Origin of the sequence: Pseudomonas sp. QTF5 (assembly GCF_000512695.2) — a bacterium.
Classification (GTDB): Bacteria; Pseudomonadota; Gammaproteobacteria; order Pseudomonadales; family Pseudomonadaceae; genus Aquipseudomonas.
The window spans coordinates 193,750-217,832 of the sequence record NZ_AZRW02000006.1 but is presented as its reverse complement, the minus strand read 5'-3'; the positions used below and the strand labels follow the sequence as shown (position 1 = coordinate 217,832).

Here is a 24,083-nt window from a genome sequence, read left to right as displayed (position 1 = left end):
CTGTCAAGCGGTTATTTTCCGAAGTTTTCAAAGTTTCGCTTGGGAATCTTTAACAACTTCAACCACTTGCGCTTCCGATCTCTCGTTAGCGGGAGGCGAATTCTACAGCGTTACCCGCTGCTGTCAACACCTCTTTTTCTCCGCTTTCGACCGAGAAGATCGAACCGTCAATAAGGCGACAACACACTGCCTTAGCAACTCCTTCTGACTTCAATAAACTGAAGAGTACCGCCGCCGAAAACCGCATAACTCATTGTTTACCAAGGAGTTTTCCGTTTCGACTGCGCCGGAAGTGGGGCGAATTATAGGCTTTCAGAATCTGCCGTCAACCCCTGGTTACGCCTTTCTTGCAGAAGGTGCCTTTTTAGCTGGTAAACGTGGAATCCGACGGGTTACAGGCGGCAATCTCAACACCAACAACAACGCACCTATAGAAGCATAGATCGCCCACTCCTTCAGATCGGCACGAACGATCCACAACATATGCAGCAATCCAAGCCCGAGAACCACATAGACCAACCGATGCAACTTCTTCCAGCGAGAACCCAAACGCCGCTGACTGTAGCGATTAGAGGTAACCGCCAATGCCAGCAAACAGAGAAACCCCAGCGCCCCGACAATAATGTACGGCCGCTTACGCAACTCGATACCCAGCTGCGACCAATCAAAGCCAAGGATGAACGCCGTGTAACCGCTCAAATGCAAAACCACATAAGCGAAGCACCACAACCCCAACTGCCGCCGAACCGCTATCCATCCCGGCCAACCGGTGAGTTTCTGCAATGGCGTCATGCTTAATGTAATGAGCAGCAGTACAAGCGTCCCCTGCCCCAATCGATCAACCAGTACTTTGCCCGGATCGGGCCCCAGCACATCCGCCCAAGCCTGATACAACCAAAGCAGCGGCCAAATCGCTGCAGCGATGAAGACGCCAATACGCCAGAACGGATATCGCATCAGTAATTCTTCCGCAGATCGAGCCCTGTATATAGAGAAGCGACTTCATCCGAGTAACCATTGAACATTTGCGTGTCGCGCACATTGGGCTTGAACAGGCCGCTCGGCAAACGCCTTTCCCGTGCCTGGGTCCAGCGCGGGTGATCGACTGTCGGGTTCACGTTCGCATAAAAGCCATACTCATCCGCGGCGATACTCTGCCAGGTGGTTTTCGGCTGCTCACTGACCAGGCTGATCCGCACAATGGATTTAATGCTCTTGAAGCCGTACTTCCAGGGCACCACCAGACGCAGCGGCGCACCGTTCTGATTCGGCAACTCACGCCCGTACATGCCCACAGCAAGAATCGCCAACGGATTCATCGCCTCATCCAGACGCAGCCCTTCTACATAAGGCCAGTCGATCAGGGCAAAACCGGAACGCTGCCCGGGCATAGTTTTGGGATCCTGCAAGGTTTCGAAGCGAATGAACTTGGCTTTGGACGTCGGCTCGACTTCCTTGAGCAAAGCCGAAATAGGAAAACCGATCCACGGAATGACCATCGACCAGGCTTCCACACAGCGAAGACGATAGATGCGCTCTTCCAGTTGATAAGGCTTCATGAAGTCTTCCAGCGCATACCGCCCCGGCTTCCCCACCTCCCCGTCCACCACCACGCTCCACGGTTCGGTTTTCAGCGCCCCAGCGTTGGCCGCGGGATCACCTTTATCGGTACCGAACTCATAGAAGTTGTTGTAGTGGGTCGCATCCTTGAAAGGTGTGATCGCCTCGTCTTTGACGTTGACCGCCCCCCATTTGGTAGAAGGAAGCTTTTCGGCAAACCAGGAGGGTGCCTTGCCAGGCTCGACATCAGCATAACGCGCAACATCGTCGGCACTTGCCCAACGCGGCAGACTGCTCACCGCCAAACCAGCGACGGCGGCACCTAATACACCGCGGCGAGAAAGATAGAGGGATTCAGGCGTGACGTCCGACTCATGACAGTCAGACGCCTTGGGGACTTTGATCAGCATGGCAACTCCGCAGCATTGGAGGACAGATGCACCCATAGACTGCGGAGTATGAGGGAAATTACATCACTCGGCTTTTTTGTGCCGACGAAGGCGCAACAGGTACTGCACCGGGCCGGAAGCCGCATAGGCAAGGAAAACCAGCAGCAGGATGCGCGGCGGATCACTGAACACAACGGCGAATACCAATACCACCGCGAGGATCGCGACAAAAGGAACGCGCCCTTTCAAGTCCAGCTCCTTGAAGCTGTTGTACTTGATGTTGCTGACCATCAGCATGCCAGCGGCGGCAACCATCAGTGCAACCAGGAACGACATCCTGGAACCCTGAATGCCGTAGTCGCTGAATGCCCAGACAATGCCCGCGACCACACCGGCGGCGGCCGGGCTGGCCAGACCGATGAAGTAACGTTTGTCTGCGGTGCCGACCTGAGTGTTGAAACGCGCCAGGCGTAACGCCGCCCCCGCTACATAGATGAAGGCGACCATCCAGCCGACCTTGCCCATATCGCCCAAGGCCCAGCCGAATGCCAGCAATGCCGGCGCCACACCAAAGGCAACCATGTCCGACAGCGAATCGTACTCGGCACCGAAAGCGCTTTGGGTATTGGTCATACGAGCAACGCGACCGTCGAGGCCGTCGAGTACCATGGCTACGAAAATCGCGATCGCGGCAAACGCAAAATATTTGCTCGCGCCGATCGCATCACCGGCACTCAAGGCACTCTGGGCGCTCATCGAGTTGATGATGGAATAGAACCCTGCGAAGAGGTTCGCAGTGGTGAACAGATTCGGCAGAAGATAGATACCACGATGCCGGACTTTACGGCCTTCAGCGTCATGCCCTTCTTCGATGTGTTCATCGATGGGCAGAAGGCTTTCGGCGTCAGAAGCCTGCTTTGGCTCTTCGGGACGTTCGCTCATGGACATTTACCTTGTAACGGGTGGAAAGTTTTGACAGGTGTCTGGGACGACGGTTCGGCCACAAACAATGCAGCTTTATACCAGAACCGGCGGATCCAAACGAAAAAACGCGGCCTGGGCCGCGTTTTCCGTACAAGCTCGGGACTTAGTTCTTGGCTTTGTCGACGATCTTGTTGGCACCGATCCACGGCATCATGGAGCGCAGTTGCTCACCGATGATTTCGATACCGTGAGCGGCGTTGTTACGACGCTTGGCGGTCATCGAAGGATAGCCGGTGGCGCCTTCGCTGATGAACATCTTGGCGTATTCGCCGTCCTGAATACGTTTCAGGGCGTTGCGCATGGCCTGACGGGATTCGGCGTTGATCACTTCCGGACCGGTCACGTATTCGCCGTACTCAGCGTTATTGGAGATCGAGTAGTTCATGTTGGCGATACCGCCTTCGTACATGAGGTCAACGATCAGCTTCAGTTCGTGCAGGCATTCGAAGTAGGCCATTTCCGGCGCGTAGCCAGCTTCAACCAGGGTTTCGAAACCGGCTTTTACCAGCTCAACAGTACCGCCGCACAGAACGGCTTGTTCGCCGAACAGGTCGGTTTCGGTCTCGTCCTTGAAGGTGGTTTCGATGATGCCGGTACGACCGCCACCAACGCCAGCAGCGTAGGACAGTGCAACGTTTTTGGCGTTGCCCGAAGCATCCTGGTAGATAGCGATCAGGTCAGGGATACCGCCGCCTTTGACGAACTCGGAACGCACGGTGTGGCCCGGAGCTTTCGGCGCGATCATGATCACGTCGAGGTCAGCACGTGGCACAACCTGGTTGTAGTGAATCGCGAAACCGTGGGAGAAGGCCAGGGTGGCGCCTTTCTTGATGTTCGGCTCGATTTCGTTCTTGTACAGGGCAGACTGGAACTCGTCCGGGGTCAGGATCATGACCAGGTCGGCAGCCGCTACGGCGGAAGCAACGTCAGTCACTTTCAGGCCGTGGGCTTCAGCTTTGGCAACAGTAGCCGAACCTTTACGCAGACCAACAGTAACGTCAACGCCGGAGTCTTTCAGGTTGCACGCTTGAGCGTGGCCTTGGGAACCGTAACCGATGATGGCAACTTTCTTGCCCTGGATGATCGACAGGTCGCAGTCTTTTTCGTAATAAACTTTCATGAAATTCCTCTCTATATCCTGGCCGTTCAGGCCATTCGCTAATTTGGTTTAGATGCTCAGTACTTTGTCGCCGCGGGCAATCCCGGTGACGCCACTGCGTACGGTTTCCAGAATCGAGGCAGTCCCGATCGATTGAATGAAGCTGTCGAGCTTGTCGCTGGTACCGGTCAGTTGAACGGTATACACGCTAGCGCTGACATCAACGATCTGCCCACGATAAATATCGGTGGTGCGCTTGATCTCGGCGCGCTGGGCGCCGGTGGCCTTGACCTTGACCAGCATCAGTTCGCGCTCGATGTGAGCACTCTCCGACAGGTCGACCAATTTGACCACTTCGATCAGTTTGTTCAGGTTCTTGGTGATCTGTTCGATGACTTCATCATGGCCGACAGTGGTCAGCGTCAGACGCGACAGGGTCGGGTCTTCAGTGGGTGCCACAGTCAGGCTTTCGATGTTGTAGTTGCGCTGCGAGAACAGGCCGACTACACGAGACAGAGCGCCCGGTTCGTTTTCCAGAAGCAAGGAAATAATGTGCCGCATGATTAAGTACGCTCCGTCTTGCTCAGCCACATATCGCGCATGGAGCCGTCTTTGATCTGCATCGGGTAGACGTGCTCGCTGGTGTCGACCGAGATATCGATAACCACCAGGCGATCCTTCATGGCGAACGCTTCTTCCATCTTCGACTTCAAATCTTTCGATTCGGTGATGCGCACGCCAACGTGACCATAGGCCTCTGCCAGCTTGACGAAGTCTGGCAGCGATTCCATGTAGGAGTGCGAGTGACGGCTGCCGTAACTCATGTCCTGCCACTGGCGAACCATACCCAGTACACCGTTATTCAAAATGACGATCTTCACCGGCAAACCGTATTGCAGGCAGGTCGACAGTTCCTGAATGTTCATCTGGATGCTGCCCTCGCCCGTTACGCAGGCGACGTCATCATCCGGGAAGCTCAGCTTGATGCCCATGGCTGCCGGAAAACCGAAGCCCATGGTGCCCAGGCCACCGGAGTTGATCCAGCGGTTTGGCTTGTTGAACGTGTAGTACTGCGCGGCGAACATTTGGTGCTGACCCACGTCGGAGGTCACAAAGGCGTCGCCCTTGGTCACTTCGCACAGGGTTTCGATCACGGTCTGCGGCTTGATTACGCTGCCGTCACCCTTGTCGTAAGGGAACAGGCCACGGTCACCGCGCCACTCATCGACTTGCTTCCACCAGCTGGCAACGGACTCCTTGTTCGGGGTCTCGCCGATTTCCTTGAGGATCGCGACCATTTCGGTCAGGACACTCTCAACCGGACCGACGATAGGCACGTCTGCCTTGATGGTCTTGGAGATCGAAGCCGGGTCGATGTCGATGTGAATGATCTTGGCATTCGGACAGAACTTGGCCGGGCCGTTGATCACGCGATCATCGAAACGCGCGCCGACTGCAAGGATCACATCGGCATGGTGCATCGCCAGGTTGGCGGTGTAGCTGCCGTGCATGCCGAGCATGCCAATGAACTGACGGTCGGTGCCAGGGTAGGCACCCAAACCCATCAGGGTATTGGTCACTGGCAGGTTGAGCATCTTCGCCAGTTCGGTCAGCGGCGCGGAGCCACCACCGAGAATCACGCCGCCGCCTGCATAAAGCACAGGACGCTTGGCCGCCAGGAGCATTTCGGCTGCCTTGCGGATTTGCCCGGAGTGACCGCGAACGGCCGGGCTGTAGGAACGCAGCTTGGCTTTTTTCGGGAAGATGTATTCGAACTTCTCAGCCGGGTTGGTCATGTCTTTCGGGATATCGACAACGACCGGACCAGGACGACCGGATTGCGCCAGGTAGAACGCTTTCTTCATGACCTCCGGGATTTCCGACGCATGCTTGATCATGAAGCTGTGTTTCACGATCGGCCGGGAGATACCGATCATGTCGGTTTCCTGGAATGCATCGGTGCCTACCATGGTGCTAGGCACCTGGCCGGAAATGATCACCATCGGAATGGAGTCCATGTAGGCCGTGGCAATACCGGTGATGGCGTTGGTTGCGCCCGGGCCGGAGGTCACCAGTACCACACCGGCTTTACCGGTGGCACGGGCATAGCCGTCGGCCATGTGGGTCGCAGCCTGCTCGTGACGAACCAGGATGTGGGTCACTTCCGGTTCTTTGAACAGGGCATCATAGACATGAAGAAGAGCACCACCCGGGTACCCGTAGATATATTTGACGCCTTCGTCACGCAAAAAGCGGACGAGCATCTCACCGCCAGATAAAAGCTCCACGTTGTTCACCTCTAAAACGCCAGAATACCGCCCACATACAAAGAGGACGGGTCTTAATAGGTTTACTTCTCGGCAGAGCATGAGCGACGGTGGTCGCCGACTACGTCAGCACTGACTGAGCAAGTATTGGGATCGTCCCAAGTGTTGCGGGCCTTTCCCACCCAGCGCGAGGTAACGCGTTGCGGGTGTAACAGGTCGGCGCGGATGTGCGCCTCATGATCTACCGAGTGGGTCTGCTTCTGGCAGTCCCTCTACAGCGGACTTTGGATTCTTCTGTTTCGTCCTCTGCAAGTCAAGCCGTCAATGTGCTTTATTGAACTAAGCGCATGAGAACGCAAGAAAAAACCTTTAAACCACAACTGTGTTAGCTTCGATTGCGCACCCATGACAAGGAAATGGCATGCGAACGTTCTTCTTCACCGCCGGCTTGCTGATCAGCCTGAGCCCTTTGTGCATGGCGGGTCAGATCTATAAATGGGTCGATGCCCAGGGCGTTACCCATTTCGATGCACAGCCGCCCCCAGGCCGCGAGTCCACCCTCGTGGTGACGCCCGCCCCGCCCGTCGGCAAACCGAGTACGCCAACGCACAGCAACGTCATAGGCGATCAACGGGCCATCGACAACAAAGTGAAAAAGCAGATCGCCGAGCAGCAAGCCCAGCTAAAAGTATTCTGCGAACAGGCCCGAACGAACCTGGCTCAACTGCAGAACAATCCGCGACTACGGGAGGATGTCGACGGTGAGATGCGCCGCCTGACCGACCAACAACGTCAGGAGCGCATCACCGAAGCACAGAAACAGATTGCGAAAAACTGCCAGTAGTCAGCGGGAGGCGGTGATCAACAGGTCGAACTCTTTGAGCAAGACCTGAAGCTGCCGATCCTTGCCCTGGACGTTGCGGGCGGCGAAGACCATTTCGGCCATCTCCTGAATCCCCGACGCGTTGGGCAATGGCAGATCTTGTTCCAGGATCGACTTCATTCTTGGCAGGAAGATCCATTGCAGCCATTGCTCGAAATCCAGCGTATCCACCGAGAACGGCTCGACGCTGGAAAGCGCTTCTGCGGACGGCGAGACTTCGTCCCACCAACCCTGAACACGCAGTTCGCGCTCGATCAACAGCAACTGCTCGGCAATCTTCGGGAAGCGTACATCCATCACAGCGAAACCTTGGCCTTCTGACGAGCCAACGCCGCACCGGCGGAGTCCCCCTGCTTCCCACGAGCCTGGGCGATCAATTCCCACAGGCTGGCCTGAAGGGCCGGACGACCACTGGCGAACGTCAGACCACGACGGGCAAACTGCTCGGCCTGTGCCGCATCGCCTTGAGCCATACGCACCTGCGCCAGGCGATAAAGCACTTGCGGCTCACGCGGCGCAACACGTTGGGCGCGTTCGAGACTGGAGGACGCGCCATTAAGGTCGCCGCTGGCCTGTTGCTGCTGGGCAGTGGTCAACAATGCCAGGACCGGACCGTCCAGTTGCTCATCGGCAGACAGCCCGCCGGAGTTCGCCGAAGGAATCCCGCTCGGCGTCGATGGCATGCTGTAGCTGCCCTGATTGATCGGTGCCGACTGGACCGGCGAGGTATCGATCGGCCCCGGAGTGATCGGGCCTGGGGTAATCGGCGAAGTGCTGATCGGGGCCGAGGAAACTGCGCCACCACCCGGCACCATCACCACAACGCCAGTGTCACCTTGCGGGATTGCCTGAGTCTGGGCTTGTGCAGGACGTTTTACTGTCGTCTGACGGTAACCGCCATTCGCCTGTATCCGTTCACTGTTCGAAACGGCGCTGCCGGAATCCACAACCGGAATCGAACCGCGCTGTACGGTAGAGCAACCGCTGAGCAAAGCAACGGCGGTAACCGCTGGAATCAACCACTTGTTCACTTGAAATCCTCTTCGCTTAATTCATCCAGCCCTTGACCCAATCCATCACCGATTCACCGGAAGCAGGGCCTTCGCCACCGCAAGCGGGACCGGGAGGCGGTTCGCTGCCGCGAATATACGGCATCTGCACCGCACCTGGGCAGCTGCCTTCAGAACCTTGCCCGGTACGCGAATCGACCCACGCCTGAACAATGTTGTCCGGCTGCGGCATGTCCAGCGGCAGCGGATCGGCCTTGCGCATAAAACTGGTCCAGACCTGCAACGCACCGGTGGCACCGGTAAACGGCGTCTTGCCGTTATCATCGCGCCCCAGCCAGACCACCGCCAGCAGATCCTGACTGAAACCGGCGAACCAGCTGTCCCGCGAATCGTTACTGGTACCGGTCTTGCCGGCCAGGGTCAGGGTTTTCGGCAACACGTTATAAACCGAACTGCCCGTACCTTCACGCATGACCCGTTGCATGGCGCTCTGGATCAGGTAAATGGACGCCGGATCGAATTGCTGCTGAATCTGGAACGGATAACGCTTGAGCGGCTCGCCCTCGGCAGTCAGCACACTGCGAATCCCGCGCATCGGCGTATTGAAACCGCCGTTGGCCAGTGTCTGGTACATGGTCGCCACTTCGATCGGGGTCAACCCACCGGCACCCAGCAACATCGACGGGAACGCCGGGAACTCGCGACTCACCCCCAGGCGCGCCAAGGTCTTCAAGACATTCGGCACACCCACCGCCAACCCGAGACGCGCGGTCGACAGGTTGTAGGAATGCGCCAACCCTTGATAAAGGAATACCGTACCGTGGGAACGGCGATCATAGTTCTGCGGTTTCCAGACCTGACCGTCCGCGCCTTTGACCGAGAAGTAGTCGTCCGACAGCCAACTGGTCAGCGTGTACTGGCTCGGCTTCTCAAGGGCTGTCAGATAAACCGCAGGTTTGATCAACGAGCCGATCGGTCGTACCGCATCAAGCGCCCGGTTGAAACCGGCAAAACCCGCCTGACGGCTGCCAATCATCGCCTGGACTTCTCCGGTTTCCGGGTTGGTCACGACCATGGCCGCCTCAACCTCATCGGAACCCTTGCGCCCTGCCAGACGCTTGAACGTGTCGTTGACCGACGCTTCGGCTTTCATCTGCAGGATCGGGTCGAAACTGGTGAAGATCCGCAGACCTTCTTCGGTCAAGTCTTCGTCGCGATAGTCTTCGCGCAACTGACGTTTAACCAGGTCGAGGAAGCCCGGGAACGAGCTATCGGCCAACTTGCCGCGAGTGGTCACACCCAGTGGCATTTTCTTCGCAGCCTCAACCTGCTCGGCGGTGGCAACGCCTTGTTCCCCCAGAACATCGAGCACCAGATTGCGCCGCTCCAGCGCCCGCTCAGGGTTGCGACGCGGGTTGTAATAGGACGGCCCCTTGACCATGCCCACCAACAAAGCGACTTGATGCAGTTTCAGCTCGGACAATGGCTGCCCGAAGAAGAACTGGCTGGCCAGGCCGAAACCGTGCACCGCGCGCTGACCATCCTGGCCGACGAACACTTCATTGAGGTAAGCCTCAAGAATTTCGCGCTTGTCGTAATGCAGCTCAAGCAACATCGCCATCATGGCTTCGGTGAGCTTACGGGTCAGGCTGCGTTCGCTGGTGAGGTAGAAGTTCTTGACCAACTGTTGCGTCAGCGTACTGCCGCCCTGGGTCATCTTGCCACCCGAGGTGTTGATGTAGATGGCTCGGGCAATCGATTTCGGCGACACGCCCCAGTGGCCGTAGAAGTCCCGGTCTTCTACGGCAATCAGGGTTTCGAGCAGATACGGCGGAACCTGATCGATCTTGATCAGGATGCGGTCTTCAAGGTTTTTCGGGTAAATCCCGCCAATCAGCAGCGGCTCCAGTCGCACCACAGAAAGCTTCGAACCGTTGGTCGCCGAAAGCTCGGCCACGTAATCGCCGGAGAAGCGCACGCGCACGGGCTGGGCCTGCTCCATACCTTCATAGAACTGGAAGCCGCGGGTATTCAAGTCGACGGTATTGCCATTGACCGCCGCCGCGCCGGGGCCGTTGCTGACGGCTTCGCGTCGGTAGCCCAAGGCATCGAGCTCGGTGAGGAAGTCTTCCTTACTCAGCTTCTGGCCTGTGAACAGCTCAAGCGGGCGCGCGTACACCTTGGCCGGGATGGTCCAGCGCTTGCCGGAGAACTTCTCCTGCACCACTGCGTCGAGGTAAACCGCGAACCCGGCGAGCACCACAAGGCCGACCAGACTGAGTTTAAGGGCCCAGCCCAGCCAGGGGCGCATGCCCTTGGAAGGTGGTTTTTTGGGGGTTCGGGGGGATCGAGTACGAGTCATGGCGGCGGATTATACGCACTTTATTCATCCTCAACAGGAGCCCGCTGAGGTTTGCGTCGGGCGGACTTGCGGCCATAATGACGGCCTTGAATTTTTCCCAGACTCTGAAGGATCGCCTGTGAGCCAGTCCCTGATCGCTGCCCTGCAAAACCCGGCCCTCTACCCGCATCCCGTAGAAGGGTTCCAGGTCATCGAGACCCATATTTCCTGGGTGCTGCTCACCGGCCCCTATGCCTATAAAGTGAAGAAGCCGGTGAATTTCGGCTTCCTCGACTTCACCAGCCTCCAAGCGCGCGAGCATTTCTGCGCTGAAGAGCTGCGCCTGAACCAGCGCCTGACCCATGATTTGTATCTTGAAGTGTTGCCGATTACTGGCAGCGCCGAGGCACCACAACTGGGCGGCGAAGGTCCGGTCGTCGACTACGCCCTGAAAATGCGTCAGTTCCCACAAAGCCAATTGCTCAGCACCTTGCAAGCCAACGGCGAACTGACCACCACGCACATCGACGAGATGGCCGCGCAGATCGCTCAATTTCACCTCAGCGCGCCGAAAGTGCCTGCCGAACACGAAGCCGGCACGCCGGACAGCGTCATGGCGCCGGTGCGGCAGAACTTCGAACAGATCCGTCCGTTCCTCAGCGACAAGGCCGATCTGCTGCAACTCGAGGCGCTGCAAGCCTGGGCCGAAAGCAGCTTCGAACGCCTCAAGCCGCTGTTCGCCCAGCGCAAGGCCGACGGTTTCATTCGTGAATGCCACGGCGATATTCACTTGGGCAACGCCACCGTGATCGATGGCAACGTGGTGATCTTCGATTGCATCGAGTTCAACGAACCGTTCCGTTTCACCGATGTTTACGCCGACACCGGTTTCCTGGCCATGGACCTGGAAGACCGTGGCCTGAAGAGCCTGGCGCGCCGCTTCATCAGCCAATACCTGGAGCTGACCGGCGACTATCAGGGCCTGGAGCTGCTGAACTTCTATAAAGCCTACCGCGCGCTGGTTCGCGCCAAGGTCAGCCTGTTCAGCATGCCGGCCGAGGCCGATCCTGTGCAGCGCGCCACTACGCTGCGCCAGTATCGCAACTACGCCAACCTGGCGGAAAGCTACAGCACCATTCCTTCGCGCTTCCTGGCGATTACCCACGGTGTTTCCGCCGTCGGCAAGAGTCACGTGGCCATGCGCCTGGTGGAAGCGTTGGGCGCCATTCGTCTGCGCTCCGATGTCGAGCGCAAGCGTATGTTCGGCGAGCAAACCGTACCGAACGACCCGCAGGCCGGCATCTATAGTGCTGACGCCAGCGCTGCCACCTACAGCCGTCTGCATGAAATTGCCGGTGTAATTTTGCATGCCGGTTTCCCGGTGGTGGTCGATGCCACGTACCTCAAGCGCGACCAACGGGACGGCGCGGCAAAAATCGCCGAAGCCACCGGTGCGCCGTTCCTGATCCTCGATTGCGACGCACCGCAAGCGGTGATCGAGAGCTGGCTGAAGCAACGTCAGGCAGACAGTAAGGATCCGTCCGACGCAAACCTGACTGTTATCGCCGCCCAGCAAGCCAGCCGCGAGGCCCTGACGCCAGCAGAAATTCTCTGCAGCAAACGCGTCCAGACCAATGAAAGTGGCACGCTCGATACCGTCGTTGCGCAGATTCGCCAACGTCTGCCAGGCCTGTAAGAAACTATTTCAACCGTGAAGCCTTCACCGGCTTCACGGCTGTCAAATAGTGGCACTATAATGGCGTCATAAAACCATCAGGTGATGTGACATGAGCCAGCCGAAACTTCTCGACACCCCGCTTTATGCCTTGCTGCACAAAGACGACATCACAGGCTTTAACAACGAACGCCCGAAAGATGGACCTATCGACATGGTTGGTGGCGACTTCCGTGGTCTCGATCTGCGTGAGCTGAATGCCGACGGCGTTGACTTCACCGACGCCTATTTCCGCTCTGCCGACTTGCGCGGCATCGACTTTCGCAACGCTTCCCTGGAAGGTGCAAGCCTGGCCCACGCGCAGATCTCCGGCGCCTATTTCCCGCCAGAGCTGAGTGCCGATGAGATTCTGATGTCGATGAATTTCGGTACGCGACTGCGTTATCGCACCCGCTAAAAACGACTTTTCTATCAGGTCCGGCGCCCCTGCGTTGCGCTGGACTCTGTCCTTTTTTTACCCTGAAACTCAACCTTCACGCAGCCTTCCAACTGCACTCGCAGCCTTTTCACGCCACTTCTTGAGCCCACCTCTTAGAAGCTTTTGCGTCGAAACCGACCAAACAATCACGCTTTTCCTACTGATGGCTACACTGCTGAGAGGCTCGCCCACGCACTGTTCGGCTGTCGCAAGGAGGCTTGATGAATGATGAACTGCAACACCTGAAAAATCTTGGCAAGACGTCGGCGCAATGGCTGCATGCCGTGGGCATCCACAGTGCCTCGGACTTGCGTCGGCTGGGAGCTGTGGATGCTTATCGGGCCGTGCGCACGCGCGGTTTTCGGGCTTCCAAGGTGTTGTTGTATGCGATCGAAGGCGCACTGATGGATGTTCACTGGAACGACATTCCCGCCGAACGCAAGGAAGCCTTGAACAAACAACTGGACGCCATCTCGTCACGCCACAAGATTTGAACGGGTAATTACGCTTACGCAAACAGCCTGAACCAATGATTGCGGGGCCTTCACCAAGGGAAATGGTGAGTTCCACAGAAATTAAAAATCAGCGGTTGACTTGGTAATGAGAATCGCTATGATTATCACAACTGGTCGCGAGACTGGTCGATATTCTGAAAAGCCCTTGGTTCGGACTCTCAGATTATCTCCTCATCAGGCTAATCACGGTTATTTGACCCGGCTCTTGCCGGGTCTTTTTTTGCCTGTGGAAAACTCGCCAGGTTTTACTGCCCTGACTGCTTGCCGAACTGTTTACGCATTTGCGCGCAGTAATCCTGCGGCGGCGTGGCGGGCGTATACCAGACGTAATCGGCCATGGCCGGCGTGACCTCAGCGCCCTGCTCCGCCAACATCAATACGGTTGGCCCTTTGAGCTCACCCAGATCCAGCACATGGATCGGCACCCCGATATCCTTGCGTGCGTGGTACGCGCCAGCAAACAGCAGTGCAGGCGCAGGTGCGGCCAGTAATCGCCCGGCCATCCGCCGGTCACGCTGCTGCTGGACGGCCAGCATCGCGGGCATTTGCGATGTGGGCAGCAAGCCACAGTGGGAATCGCTGATCTGTGCCAGCAACTCATCCTTGACCATCGGGGCGTTGGAGCGCGAACCGATCAACGTCGGCGGTCTGGCATAGACAGTACGGACTTCAAGCGCATCCAGATTGGCCGCCAGCAACGGATAAGGCTGAGTCAGGGCAAAACCAACGATCGGCCCGTACAGATTCCAGTCCCAACCCGGTTGCCAGGCCAATGCATTGGGCAAGTCCGCCGGTAGCGGTGAAGACTGCCGAACTTGATCGACGCGCACTTGTTGATCCGGCGTAAGCATTTCCAACAGCAAACTGCCTTGGGGCCGCTGCTCACTTAATGCCTGCAACAACCACAATTGCAGTTGATGGTGATCACGATTGTCATGCTGCTCGCCGACGATCAGCCGCGAAGACTCGGCCAACCGTACAAGTAGTTCCTGCGCTGTCAGTGTTTGACCGCTGCGCAGCTCCAGGATCTCGCCGCTGACCGGTGGCGGCACCGGCACCGGCACCGGCACATGCTGACAGGCACTCAGTAACAGCACAGCCAGTATCACCATCACACGCATGTTCTCACCTCGATGAAATGCTCAGCGGGCAATGATCAGCGGATGCCCACGCTCCGGGTGCGGCTGCACCAGTACTTCCAGCTGGCAAACCAATCAGCCGCAACGCCGCGCGCAACGTGTCGAGCGCCAGCAAACACAGCACGCTCAGGCCAATGAACAACGCACGGGGTTTAACGAGGTCATTGGCCGGTCGTACCGGGATAGAAACCGTCAGCCAGGCTTTTCAAGTATCCTCGGCATCCGGCAATCGCCCTGCGGGTGAGCGGCCATTTGATAATTGCTTGCATTTGAACGTCAAGCTCGGACATATCTGATCACGAACTGCGGGACTTGAGGATAGACATGAAGCTTCTTTGCACGGGCGCCGAATTGGCTGACGCCAGCAGTCGTGGTTTCGACGTCGACGGTCAGAAGCTTCTGGCCGTGCGCCGGGGCGGCCGGGTGTATGTGTATGAAAATCGCTGCCCGCACCGGGGCGTCGGACTGGAATGGAAGCCCGACCAGTTTCTCGACCCCAGCAACAGCCTGATCCAGTGCGCTACCCATGGCGCACTGTTTCTGATCGAAGACGGCGAATGCGTCGCCGGCCCGTGCGCCGGTCAATCACTTACGACCATTCCCTGCCGCGAAGACGAGCTGGGGATCTGGGTCACGCTCTAACCGTTTAACAGCACTTCCAGCCGCCGATCGACCACCATCTCTTCGTGGGTCAAGTGCACGCCATACGCCAGTACTTCGACCCCGCATGCCACCGCTTCATGTAACGCAGCAGCGTAGGCCGAATCGATTTCTTCAGCAGGCCGCACGGAATCGATGCCGGTCAGGTTCACGCAATACAGTTGCACAGCACGAATCCCGTCCCGGGCCAAATGCGCCAACTCGCGCAAATGCTTGGCCCCACGCTGGGTCACCGCATCGGGAAACGCCGCCACCAACGAGCCATCGAAGCCCAAGGTGACGCTTTTGACTTCCACATACGCTGGCCCGCTCGGGTAGTCGAGACGGAAATCGATGCGGCTGTTTTCCTGACCGTAGGCCACTTCGCGCTTCAGTTCGGTAAAGCCGTTCAGCTCGGTGATGACATTGGCCCGCAACGCCTCCTCGATCAAACCGTTGGCGCGTCCGGTGTTTACGCAGAACAGCCGCCCCTGCGGGGTTTCCCCGACTTCCCAAGTGCCGGGCAACTTACGCTTGGGGTCGTTGGAACGGCTGAACCAGACCTGCCCGCCTTCGACCTGGCAATTAAGCATCGAACCGGTGTTAGGGCAGTGGATGGTCAGCAACTCGCCGCTAACGGTTTCGATATCGGCAAGAAAACGTTTGTAGCGACGAATCAAGCGACCTTCTTCGAGGGGAGGATGAAAACGCATCAGCCTTGCCAGCTCTTCAAACCGCAAGCGATCCGTTCGACCGCTTCTTGCAAGCGTGGAAGACTTTGGGTGTAGGCGAACCGCACATGATGCCCGGCCTGATAACGCCCGAAGTCCAGGCCCGGCGTGATCGCGACGTGCTCAGTTTCGAGGAAGTGTCGGCAGAACGCGAAGGCATCGCCGCCGAACTTGCTGATATCAGCGTACAAATAGAACGCGCCTTCCGGTTCTACAGCGATACCGAAGCCCAATTCCCGCAGGGCTGGCAGCAGGAAGTCACGACGTCGTCCGAACTCGGCGCGGCGCTCCTCGAAAATTTGAATGGTGGCAGGTTCGAAGCAAGCCAATGCAGCGTGCTGGGCCATGCTCGGCGCGCTGATGTAGAGGTTCTGGGCGAGTTTTTCCAGCTCACCGACCGCCGCTTCTGGCGCTACCAGCCAACCGAGTCGCCAGCCGGTCATGCCGAAATACTTGGAAAAACTATTGAGGACGAAAGCGCTGTCATCGACTTCCAGCACGCTGGCCGCATCCGTGCCGTAAGTCAGGCCATGGTAGATCTCGTCGACCACCAAATGGCCGTGACGGGCCTTGATCGCTGCAGAAAGCCCGGCCAACTCGTCGCGGGTCAGGATGGTCCCGGTCGGGTTGGCTGGCGATGCCACCAGGGCGCCGACGCTGTCGTGATCCCAGTGACGTGCGACCAGGTCCGGGGTCAGCTGATAACGCACGTCCGGGCCGACTGGCACCAGTTGCGCCGCGCCTTCCACCAACCGCAGGAAGTGCCGGTTGCACGGGTAACCCGGGTCTGCCAGCAGCCAGTGTTTGCCTGGGTCTACCAGCAAGGCACTGGCCAACAGCAACGCACCTGAACCGCCGGGCGTGATGAGGATACGTTGTGGATCGATGTTCAACCCGTAACGCTGCTGATAAAACCCCGAAATGGCTTCGCGCAGCTCGGGAATGCCGCGAGCGGCGGTGTAACGGGTCTTCCCTGCCGTCAGCGCAGCCTGGCCGGCCTGAATGATCGGCTCGGCGGTGGTGAAGTCCGGCTCGCCGATTTCCAGGTGAATCACGTCGTGGCCGGCTGCTTGCAGCTCGTTGGCCCGCGCCAGCAGGGCCATGACGTGGAACGGTTCGATAGCGCGACTGCGCGCACTGTAGGACAGAGCCATTAGCCTTCCTTACAACGGGAAAAGAATCGATTCTACCCAAGCGCAGGAACGAGCGAGAACCTAAAGCGGTCAGAGCCCATATGACGCTGGTATCAAACGGTTCAAGCGTATGCTCCAGGTTTGACTAAAATCAATAATTGATCAGGTCTCCAGAGCCGCCAGGCAAGGCTTTGCAATCTTTTGCAAGCGCCACGGGCCGCGGGCTCGACATCCGGGAGTAGCGCGGTCCGATTTGATCTGGTAAGTTCGCCCGCTTGCAGCCGCAGGGCCGGCAGGTGTCGGTGATGGAGCAATCCTGCGCAATGGATTACAAGAGTAGAGGCGGTCCATTTCATGCCCACCCAAGCAAAGCAACAGCAGAACCAGTCGATCAGCGGCTTCGAACCCTACAAAGAAGTGAAGGGCGAAGAGTACATGGGCAAGCCCATGCGCGCTCACTTCACCAAGATCCTGAACAAGTGGAAACAGGACTTGATGCAGGAAGTCGACCGTACTGTTGATCACATGAAAGACGAAGCGGCCAACTTCCCCGACCCGGCAGACCGTGCCAGTCAGGAAGAAGAATTCAGCCTCGAATTGCGCGCCCGCGACCGCGAGCGCAAGCTGATCAAGAAAATCGACAAAACCCTGCAATTGATCGAAGACGAAGAATACGGCTGGTGCGAGTCCTGCGGCGTTGAAATCGGCGTCAAGCGACTGGAAGCCCGCCCTACCGCCGACATGTGCGTTGACTGCAAGACCCTGGCGGAAATCAAGGAAAAGCAAGTCGGCAAGTAATCTTTGCGACTTGAACGAAGAACGGAGCGTGCGAACGCTCCGTTTTTTTGTTTCTGACATTTGCTTCGGCAACAACCCCTGTGGGAGCGGGCTTGCTCGCGAAAGCGGTGTGTCAGTCAGCATAAATGTTGAAGCTGATGACCCCTTCGCGAGCAAGCCCGCTCCCACAGGTGGTCGGTGCAAGCCCATACAAGTACCATCGCCCTCATGACCGTCACCGCCGCTCCCTACATCGGACGCTTCGCCCCTACGCCCAGTGGCCACTTGCATTTCGGTTCGCTGGTCGCAGCGCTGGCCTCGTACCTCGACGCCCGTTCGGTCGGCGGCCGCTGGCTGGTGCGCATGGAAGATCTCGATCCGCCACGGGAAGAGCCCGGCGCTCAGGCAGCGATTCTCAAGGCGCTGGAAAGTTACGGTTTCGAGTGGGATGGCGACATGGTCCGACAGAGTGATCGGCACGCTGCCTATGACGAAGTCATCAATCGCCTGTTCAATCAGGGCCTGGCCTACGCCTGTACCTGTTCGCGCAAACAATTGGAGCCGTATCACGGAATCTATCCCGGGTTCTGCCGCAACGCGGGGCACGGCACCGCGAACGCGGCGATCCGCCTGCGTGTACCGGAGCTGGAATACCACTTCATCGACCGGGTGCAGGGCGAATTCCGCCAACATCTGGGCCGGGAAGTCGGTGATTTCGTGATCCGCCGCCGCGACGGGCTCTACGCCTATCAACTGGCGGTGGTGCTGGACGACGCCTGGCAAGGCATCACCGATATCGTGCGCGGCGCTGATCTGCTGGATTCCACGCCGCGTCAGCTCTATCTGCAAGAACTGCTGGGCCTGCCGCAACCACGCTACCTGCACATCCCGCTGATTACTCAGCCGGACGGCCACAAACTCGGCAAATCCTATCGCTCGCCGCCGCTGACCGAAGATCAGGCGACGCCGCTGTTGCTGCGCGCATTGCGGGCGCTGGGGCACAAACCTGCGACCGAACTGAATGACGCCACGCCACGGGAAGTGCTGAACTGGGGGATTGCCCACTGGGATGCATCGCTGATCCCACGCACACTGACGCTGCCCGAAGCGCAACTGCAGTGAAGCCACTTGCAGTGGCGCGCCCATCCGTTACCATCGCCGCACGTTTTCGGGCACGCGCATAAAAAAGAGAGGCCGGGATGTACATCTATCGCTTGGTCCTGCTCCTGGTAGTGGGGATTTATCTGTTTTCCCCGGCCATCATGGATTGGTGGATCGACGCCACGGGCGCCTGGTATCGCCCTTATTTGCTCTGGCTGATTCTGATTGTCGTGACCTTCATCCTGCAGAGCCAAAAAGATGCCGATGAGCTTTAGCCTGACCCAGATGATCCTGATCAGCGCCGCATACCTGGCGGTGCTGTTCGGCGTGGCCTGGATCAGCGAACGGGGCATGATTCCCCGGGCGATCATTCGCCACCCGCTGACGTACACCCTGTCGCTGGGTGTTTACGCCAGTGCCTGGGCGTTTTACGGCACGGTGGGCCTGGCCTATCAGTACGGCTACGGTTTTCTGTCCAGTTACCTTGGGGTTTCCGGAGCGTTTCTGCTCGCGCCAGTGCTTTTGTACCCGATCCTGAAAATCACCCGCACTTATCAACTCTCGTCCCTGGCCGACTTGTTTGCGTTTCGGTTCCGCAGCACCTGGGCCGGCGCACTGACGACGATTTTCATGCTGATCGGCGTGCTGCCGTTGCTGGCGCTGCAGATTCAGGCGGTGGCCGACTCCATCAGCATCCTCACCCGCGAGCCGGTGCAGCATCGCGTGGCCCTTAGCTTCTGCGCGCTGATTACGCTGTTCACGATTTTCTTCGGCTCACGCCACATCGCTACCCGCGAGAAACATGAAGGCCTGGTGTTTGCGATTGCCTTCGAGTCGGTGATCAAACTGATCGCGATTGGCGGCGTCGGCCTGTATGCGCTGTATGGCGTGTTTGATGGCCCGCAGCAGCTGGAACTGTGGCTGCTGCAGAACCAGACCGCCCTCGCCGCCCTGCACACGCCATTGCAGGAAGGCCCGTGGCGCACGTTGCTGCTGGTGTTCTTCGCCTCGGCGATTGTGATGCCGCACATGTATCACATGACCTTTACCGAAAACCTCAACCCGCGCTCGCTGGTCAGTGCGAGCTGGGGTTTACCGCTGTTTCTGCTGTTGATGAGCCTCGCGGTGCCGCTGATTCTCTGGGCCGGGCTGAAACTCGGCGCCACGACCAATCCGGAGTACTTCACCCTGGGCATTGGCATCGCTGCCAACAGCAAAGCCCTGGCGCTATTGGCCTATGTCGGCGGATTGTCGGCGGCCAGCGGCCTGATCATCGTCACCACGCTGGCACTGTCCGGGATGGCGTTGAACCATCTGGTGCTGCCGCTCTATCAGCCGCCGGCCGAAGGCAATATCTACCGTTGGCTGAAATGGACCCGCCGGGCGCTGATCGTCGCGATCATCATGGCCGGTTATGGTTTCTACCTGATGCTGGGCGCAGATCAAGACTTGGCTAACCTCGGCATCGTCGCCTTCGTCGCCACATTGCAGTTCCTGCCGGGGGTGTTGTCGGTGCTGTACTGGCCGACCGCCAACCGTCGCGGCTTCATCGCAGGCCTACTGGCGGGGATTCTGGTGTGGCTGGTGACCATGCTGCTGCCGCTGGTCGGCAATCTGCAAGGCTTCTACATTCCACTGCTGAACATGATTTACGTGCTGGACGACACCAGTTGGCACATGGCAGCAATCGCCTCGCTGGCTGCCAACGTGCTGATGTTCACGCTGATCTCGTTGTTCACCAACGCCAGCCCCGAAGAGGCCAGCGCCGCAGAAGCCTGCGCAGTGGACAACGTTCGCCGCCCGCAACGCCGCGAACTGCATGCCGCCTCGCCCCAGGAATTCGCCACGCAGCTTGCAAAACCATTGGGCGCCAAGGCAGCGCAGAAAGAAGTCGAACAGGCGCTGCGTGACCTTTATCTGCCGTTCGATGAACGTCGGCCGTACGCCTTGCGCCGTCTGCGTGATCGTATCGAAGCCAACCTCTCCGGCCTGATGGGGCCGAGCGTGGCGCAAGACATGGTCGAAACCTTCCTGCCCTACAAGGCCGGCGGTGAAAATTACGTCACTGAAGACATCCACTTCATCGAAAGCCGCCTTGAGGACTACCACTCGCGCCTCACCGGCCTTGCCGCCGAACTCGATGCCCTGCGCCGCTACCACCGCCAGACCTTGCAGGAATTGCCGATGGGCGTCTGCTCACTAGCCAAGGATCAGGAAATCCTCATGTGGAACAAAGCCATGGAGGAACTGACCGGGATTGCCGCGCAGCGTGTGGTCGGTTCGCGCCTGAGCACCATTGGCGATCCGTGGAGAGAATTGCTGCAAGGCTTCATCAATCTGCCGGACGAGCATTTGCACAAACAGCACCTGGCCCTCGATGGTCAGACGCGCTGGCTGAACCTGCACAAAGCGGCGATCGATGAACCGCTGGCGCCGGGTAACAGCGGCCTGGTGCTGCTGGTGGAAGACCTGACCGAAACCCAGATGCTCGAAGACAAACTGGTGCACTCCGAGCGCCTGGCCAGCATCGGTCGACTGGCGGCTGGCGTGGCCCATGAAATCGGCAACCCGATCACCGGCATTGCCTGTCTCGCGCAAAACTTGCGCGAAGAGCGTGAGGAAGACGCCGAGATCACGGAAATCAGCGGGCAGATCCTCGAACAGACCAAACGCGTGTCGCGCATCGTTCAGTCGCTGATGAGCTTCGCCCATGCCGGCAGTTATCAGCACAGTGACGAGCCCGTCTGTCTGGCGGAAGTGGCCCAGGATGCCATCGGCCTGCTGGCCTTGAACCGGCGCAATTTCGAAGTACAGTTCTACAACCTGTGCGCCCCCGATCACTGGGTCGAAGGCGACCCGCAGCGGCTCGCCCAGGTATTGATCAACCTGCTCTCAAACGCCCGCGACGCCTCACCTGCGGGCAGTGCGGTGCGAGTCAAAAGCGAAGCCGGCGAACACACGGTCGATTTGATCGTCGAAGACGAAGGCAGCGGAATTCCCTCGAACATCATGGACCGACTGTTCGAACCTTTCTTCACCACCAAGGACCCTGGCGAAGGCACCGGTCTGGGCCTTGCACTGGTCTATTCCATCGTTGAAGAGCATTATGGACAAATCACCATCGACAGCCCGGCTGATGTTCAAAGCCAACGCGGCACCCGTATTCGGGTAACTTTGCCGCGTCATGTCGAAGCGACGTCCGCTGTGAACTGAGACCGTCGAGAGTATCGAATCAATGCCGCACATTTTGATCGTCGAAGACGAAACAATTATCCGCTCCGCCTTGCGCCGTCTGCTGGAACGTAACCAGTACCAGGTCAGCGAAGCCGGATCCGTGCAGGAAGCACAAGAGCGTTTCAGCATCCCCACCTTTGATCTGATCGTCAGTGACCTGCGCCTGCCGGGCGCACCCGGTACCGAGTTGATCAAACTTGGTCAGGGCACTCCGGTCCTGATCATGACCAGTTACGCCAGCCTGCGTTCGGCCGTCGACTCGATGAAGATGGGCGCCGTGGATTACATCGCCAAGCCTTTCGATCACGACGAAATGCTCCAGGCCGTCGCGCGAATCCTGCGTGACCGTCAATCGGCGCAAGCCAGCGGTGAACCGGTCGTCGGCAAAACGAGCAATGGCGCCGCGAAAAACGGTGTCGACAACAGCAACGGCGAAATCGGCATTATTGGCTCGTGCCCGCCGATGCAGGATCTCTACAGCAAAATCCGCAAAGTCGCGCCGACCGATTCCAATGTCCTGATCCAGGGTGAATCCGGTACTGGTAAAGAACTGGTAGCACGCGCCCTGCATAATCTGTCCAAACGCGCCAAGGCGCCGATGATTTCGGTGAACTGCGCGGCCATTCCGGAAAGCCTGATCGAGTCCGAACTGTTCGGCCACGAAAAAGGCGCGTTCACTGGCGCCAGTGCCGGGCGTGCCGGGTTGGTGGAAGCGGCGGACGGCGGCACCTTGTTCCTCGATGAAATCGGTGAACTGCCACTGGAAGCTCAGGCCCGCCTGCTTCGTGTGTTGCAGGAAGGGGAAATCCGCCGAGTCGGTTCGGTGCAGTCGCAGAAGGTCGATGTACGCCTGATCGCCGCGACCCACCGAGACCTCAAGAGCCTGGCGAAGATTGGCCAGTTCCGTGAAGACTTGTATTACCGCCTTCACGTGATCGCCTTGAAGCTGCCAGCCCTTCGCGAGCGCGGCGCGGACGTCAATGAAATTGCCACTGCATTCCTCGCGCGGCAGAGCGCACGGGTCAACCGCACCGATCTGAAATTCGCCCTGGATGCCGAACAGGCGATTCGACATTACTCCTGGCCGGGTAACGTTCGTGAGCTGGAAAATGCGGTCGAGCGCGCGGTGATCCTGTGCGAAAGCCCGGAGATTTCCGCCGAGCTGCTGGGCATCGACATCGAATTGAGCGATCTGGATGACGACGACTTCATCGGCCTGGCGCCCCAGCAGGGCAACAGCGCCGGTAACACCAGCCACGAACCGACCGAAGATTTGTCCCTGGAAGACTACTTCCAGCATTTCGTTCTCGAGCATCAAGACCACATGACCGAAACCGAACTGGCCCGCAAACTCGGGGTCAGTCGCAAATGCCTGTGGGAACGCCGTCAGCGCCTGGGTATTCCGCGACGCAAGACCGGGGTGGCCAGCGAGAGCTGAACCGCACCTGTCGGATGTGCGGGTAACACATGACATTGTGAAAAAACTGTTACCTCAGCTTTTTCACGTAACAGAAGCCGGGGCTTACGGTAACGAAGCCCCGGTTTTTTTGGCCCCGAAAAACACCATCAGCCCGCTTAACCCCTTGTTTTACTGGGCTTCACAAAAGTTGGCACGCACCCTGCTATATGTTTAGTACAAGAACAATAACAAGCAATGTACAAGACAATAAAAATAAGACGTATCGACTCACGCACAATAAAAACAAGACGGCGAGAGGCGTAGCTAACTGATTCTTTTGGAGAGGCGTTGCATTTGGGGCTTGCCCCACGACCAGGCCGAGAACAATAAAAAACTGTCTCAAGACAGTGCCTGAACTGGTTGGATCGAACGATCACAGCAACACAGCGACCAAAGCAATCCGTTTGCTCTTGGCTCCCGATTGGGAGGGTCATGAAGGAAAACTTCATGGCGAGGGCGCTCAACAAAAACAAGAAGCCCGAAACCAATAATAAAAATAGAGCATGCAACTACTTCTTGGGGAGCTTCGGCTCCCCTTGTGGTTTCTGTGGCGAGGGGGCTTGCCCCCGTTCCAGTGCGTAGCGCTGGCAAGATTTCGGAAACATTCAAGAGCTTGGGGCTGCTTCGCAACCCAACGGGGCGATGCGGCGTTCCGACAAGCCCCCTCGC

Annotated in this window: 22 protein-coding genes; 10 read left to right on the top strand and 12 right to left on the bottom strand. The window is 58.3% G+C overall.

Translation table 11 applies throughout. From position 1 onward, the window contains the following. Positions 1 to 336: 336 nt before the first annotated feature. The 6 genes from msrQ to IC37_RS07545 all read right to left on the bottom strand — a co-directional run bounded on the left by msrQ (position 337) and on the right by IC37_RS07545 (position 6,320). Positions 337 to 957: a protein-methionine-sulfoxide reductase heme-binding subunit MsrQ gene (gene msrQ, locus IC37_RS07570; RefSeq protein ID WP_030130344.1), complete on the bottom strand. Its 621-nt coding sequence runs from the start codon at positions 955 to 957 to the stop codon at positions 337 to 339. Beyond that, positions 957 to 1,970: a protein-methionine-sulfoxide reductase catalytic subunit MsrP gene (msrP, locus tag IC37_RS07565; protein WP_030130345.1), complete on the bottom strand. Its 1,014-nt coding sequence runs from the start codon at positions 1,968 to 1,970 to the stop codon at positions 957 to 959. The genes msrQ and msrP overlap by 1 nt, the downstream gene beginning before the upstream one ends. Before the next feature lie 63 nt (positions 1,971 to 2,033). Then, positions 2,034 to 2,891, bottom strand: a complete 858-nt coding sequence (gene pssA / locus IC37_RS07560) for a CDP-diacylglycerol--serine O-phosphatidyltransferase (protein WP_030130346.1) — start codon at positions 2,889 to 2,891, stop codon at positions 2,034 to 2,036. A 145-nt stretch (positions 2,892 to 3,036) separates the two neighbouring features. Continuing rightward, positions 3,037 to 4,053: a ketol-acid reductoisomerase gene (ilvC, locus tag IC37_RS07555; protein ID WP_007948647.1), complete on the bottom strand. Its 1,017-nt coding sequence runs from the start codon at positions 4,051 to 4,053 to the stop codon at positions 3,037 to 3,039. Between the two features lie 48 nt (positions 4,054 to 4,101). Beyond that, the gene (ilvN, locus tag IC37_RS07550) at positions 4,102 to 4,593 is read right to left on the bottom strand and encodes an acetolactate synthase small subunit (RefSeq protein ID WP_003176102.1); all 492 of its coding nucleotides are present in this window, start codon (positions 4,591 to 4,593) and stop codon (positions 4,102 to 4,104) included. A gap of 2 nt (positions 4,594 to 4,595) precedes the next feature. Then, positions 4,596 to 6,320 (bottom strand): acetolactate synthase 3 large subunit, encoded by a 1,725-nt coding sequence (locus tag IC37_RS07545; RefSeq protein WP_030130347.1) that lies wholly within the window; start codon positions 6,318 to 6,320, stop codon positions 4,596 to 4,598. Between the two features lie 400 nt (positions 6,321 to 6,720). Here IC37_RS07545 and IC37_RS07540 point away from each other — a divergent pair, with 400 nt between their 5' ends. Continuing rightward, a complete protein-coding gene (locus IC37_RS07540) occupies positions 6,721 to 7,143 on the top strand; it encodes a DUF4124 domain-containing protein (protein WP_030130348.1) in 423 nt (140 codons plus the stop codon). Here IC37_RS07540 and IC37_RS07535 read toward each other — a convergent pair whose 3' ends face one another. Genes IC37_RS07535 through mrcB form a run of 3 tightly spaced genes read right to left on the bottom strand, consistent with a single transcriptional unit; the run spans position 7,144 to position 10,554 of the window. Next, positions 7,144 to 7,479, bottom strand: a complete 336-nt coding sequence (locus tag IC37_RS07535; RefSeq protein ID WP_030130349.1) for a YqcC family protein — start codon at positions 7,477 to 7,479, stop codon at positions 7,144 to 7,146. It lies immediately after the preceding gene. After that, positions 7,479 to 8,213, bottom strand: coding sequence for a M48 family metallopeptidase (locus tag IC37_RS07530; RefSeq protein WP_030130350.1), 735 nt, complete (start codon positions 8,211 to 8,213; stop codon positions 7,479 to 7,481). The genes IC37_RS07535 and IC37_RS07530 overlap by 1 nt, the downstream gene beginning before the upstream one ends. Positions 8,214 to 8,229: 16 nt before the next feature. After that, entirely contained in the window at positions 8,230 to 10,554 is a 2,325-nt protein-coding gene (gene mrcB / locus IC37_RS07525) for a penicillin-binding protein 1B (protein ID WP_030130351.1), read from the bottom strand. Positions 10,555 to 10,672: 118 nt separating this feature from the next. Between mrcB and IC37_RS07520 the strand changes: the two genes are divergently transcribed. The 3 genes from IC37_RS07520 (at position 10,673) to IC37_RS07510 (ending at position 13,180) form a co-directional block, all read left to right on the top strand. Then, a complete protein-coding gene (locus IC37_RS07520; protein WP_030130352.1) occupies positions 10,673 to 12,229 on the top strand; it encodes a bifunctional aminoglycoside phosphotransferase/ATP-binding protein in 1,557 nt (518 codons plus the stop codon). A 91-nt stretch (positions 12,230 to 12,320) separates the two neighbouring features. Then, entirely contained in the window at positions 12,321 to 12,665 is a 345-nt protein-coding gene (locus tag IC37_RS07515) for a pentapeptide repeat-containing protein (protein WP_008015079.1), read from the top strand. Between the two features lie 242 nt (positions 12,666 to 12,907). Continuing rightward, complete coding sequence (locus IC37_RS07510) at positions 12,908 to 13,180, top strand: TfoX/Sxy family protein (RefSeq protein WP_007902045.1); 273 nt, start codon at positions 12,908 to 12,910, stop codon at positions 13,178 to 13,180. Between the two features lie 266 nt (positions 13,181 to 13,446). Here the strand turns inward: IC37_RS07510 and IC37_RS07505 are convergent, their stop codons facing one another. Beyond that, positions 13,447 to 14,322 (bottom strand): ChaN family lipoprotein, encoded by an 876-nt coding sequence (locus tag IC37_RS07505; protein ID WP_030130353.1) that lies wholly within the window; start codon positions 14,320 to 14,322, stop codon positions 13,447 to 13,449. A gap of 342 nt (positions 14,323 to 14,664) precedes the next feature. Here IC37_RS07505 and IC37_RS07500 point away from each other — a divergent pair, with 342 nt between their 5' ends. Beyond that, a complete protein-coding gene (locus IC37_RS07500; RefSeq protein WP_030130354.1) occupies positions 14,665 to 14,982 on the top strand; it encodes a Rieske (2Fe-2S) protein in 318 nt (105 codons plus the stop codon). Here the strand turns inward: IC37_RS07500 and sfsA are convergent. Both sfsA and IC37_RS07490 read right to left on the bottom strand, forming a co-directional pair. Further along, positions 14,979 to 15,692 (bottom strand): DNA/RNA nuclease SfsA, encoded by a 714-nt coding sequence (gene sfsA, locus IC37_RS07495; protein ID WP_030130355.1) that lies wholly within the window; start codon positions 15,690 to 15,692, stop codon positions 14,979 to 14,981. The two genes, IC37_RS07500 and sfsA, sit on opposite strands and share 4 nt — an antisense overlap. After that, positions 15,692 to 16,864: a pyridoxal phosphate-dependent aminotransferase gene (locus IC37_RS07490; RefSeq protein ID WP_030130356.1), complete on the bottom strand. Its 1,173-nt coding sequence runs from the start codon at positions 16,862 to 16,864 to the stop codon at positions 15,692 to 15,694. Before IC37_RS07490 ends, sfsA begins: the two co-directional genes overlap by 1 nt. A 333-nt stretch (positions 16,865 to 17,197) precedes the next feature. On the opposite strand from IC37_RS07490, the gene dksA reads away from it, so the two are divergent. The 5 genes from dksA to IC37_RS07465 all read left to right on the top strand — a co-directional run bounded on the left by dksA (position 17,198) and on the right by IC37_RS07465 (position 23,393). Then, positions 17,198 to 17,641, top strand: coding sequence for an RNA polymerase-binding protein DksA (gene dksA, locus IC37_RS07485; protein ID WP_030130357.1), 444 nt, complete (start codon positions 17,198 to 17,200; stop codon positions 17,639 to 17,641). A gap of 207 nt (positions 17,642 to 17,848) precedes the next feature. Further along, positions 17,849 to 18,742, top strand: coding sequence for a tRNA glutamyl-Q(34) synthetase GluQRS (gene gluQRS / locus IC37_RS07480; protein ID WP_030130358.1), 894 nt, complete (start codon positions 17,849 to 17,851; stop codon positions 18,740 to 18,742). Positions 18,743 to 18,819: 77 nt separating this feature from the next. Then, positions 18,820 to 18,996, top strand: a complete 177-nt coding sequence (locus tag IC37_RS07475) for a hypothetical protein (RefSeq protein WP_003176118.1) — start codon at positions 18,820 to 18,822, stop codon at positions 18,994 to 18,996. Further along, on the top strand, positions 18,980 to 21,934 hold the full coding sequence (locus IC37_RS07470) for a sensor histidine kinase (RefSeq protein ID WP_030130359.1): 2,955 nt from the start codon (positions 18,980 to 18,982) through the stop codon (positions 21,932 to 21,934). Before IC37_RS07475 ends, IC37_RS07470 begins: the two co-directional genes overlap by 17 nt. 22 nt (positions 21,935 to 21,956) lie before the next feature. Beyond that, positions 21,957 to 23,393, top strand: coding sequence for a sigma-54 dependent transcriptional regulator (locus tag IC37_RS07465; protein ID WP_030130360.1), 1,437 nt, complete (start codon positions 21,957 to 21,959; stop codon positions 23,391 to 23,393). The last annotated feature ends 690 nt before the right edge of the window (positions 23,394 to 24,083 follow it).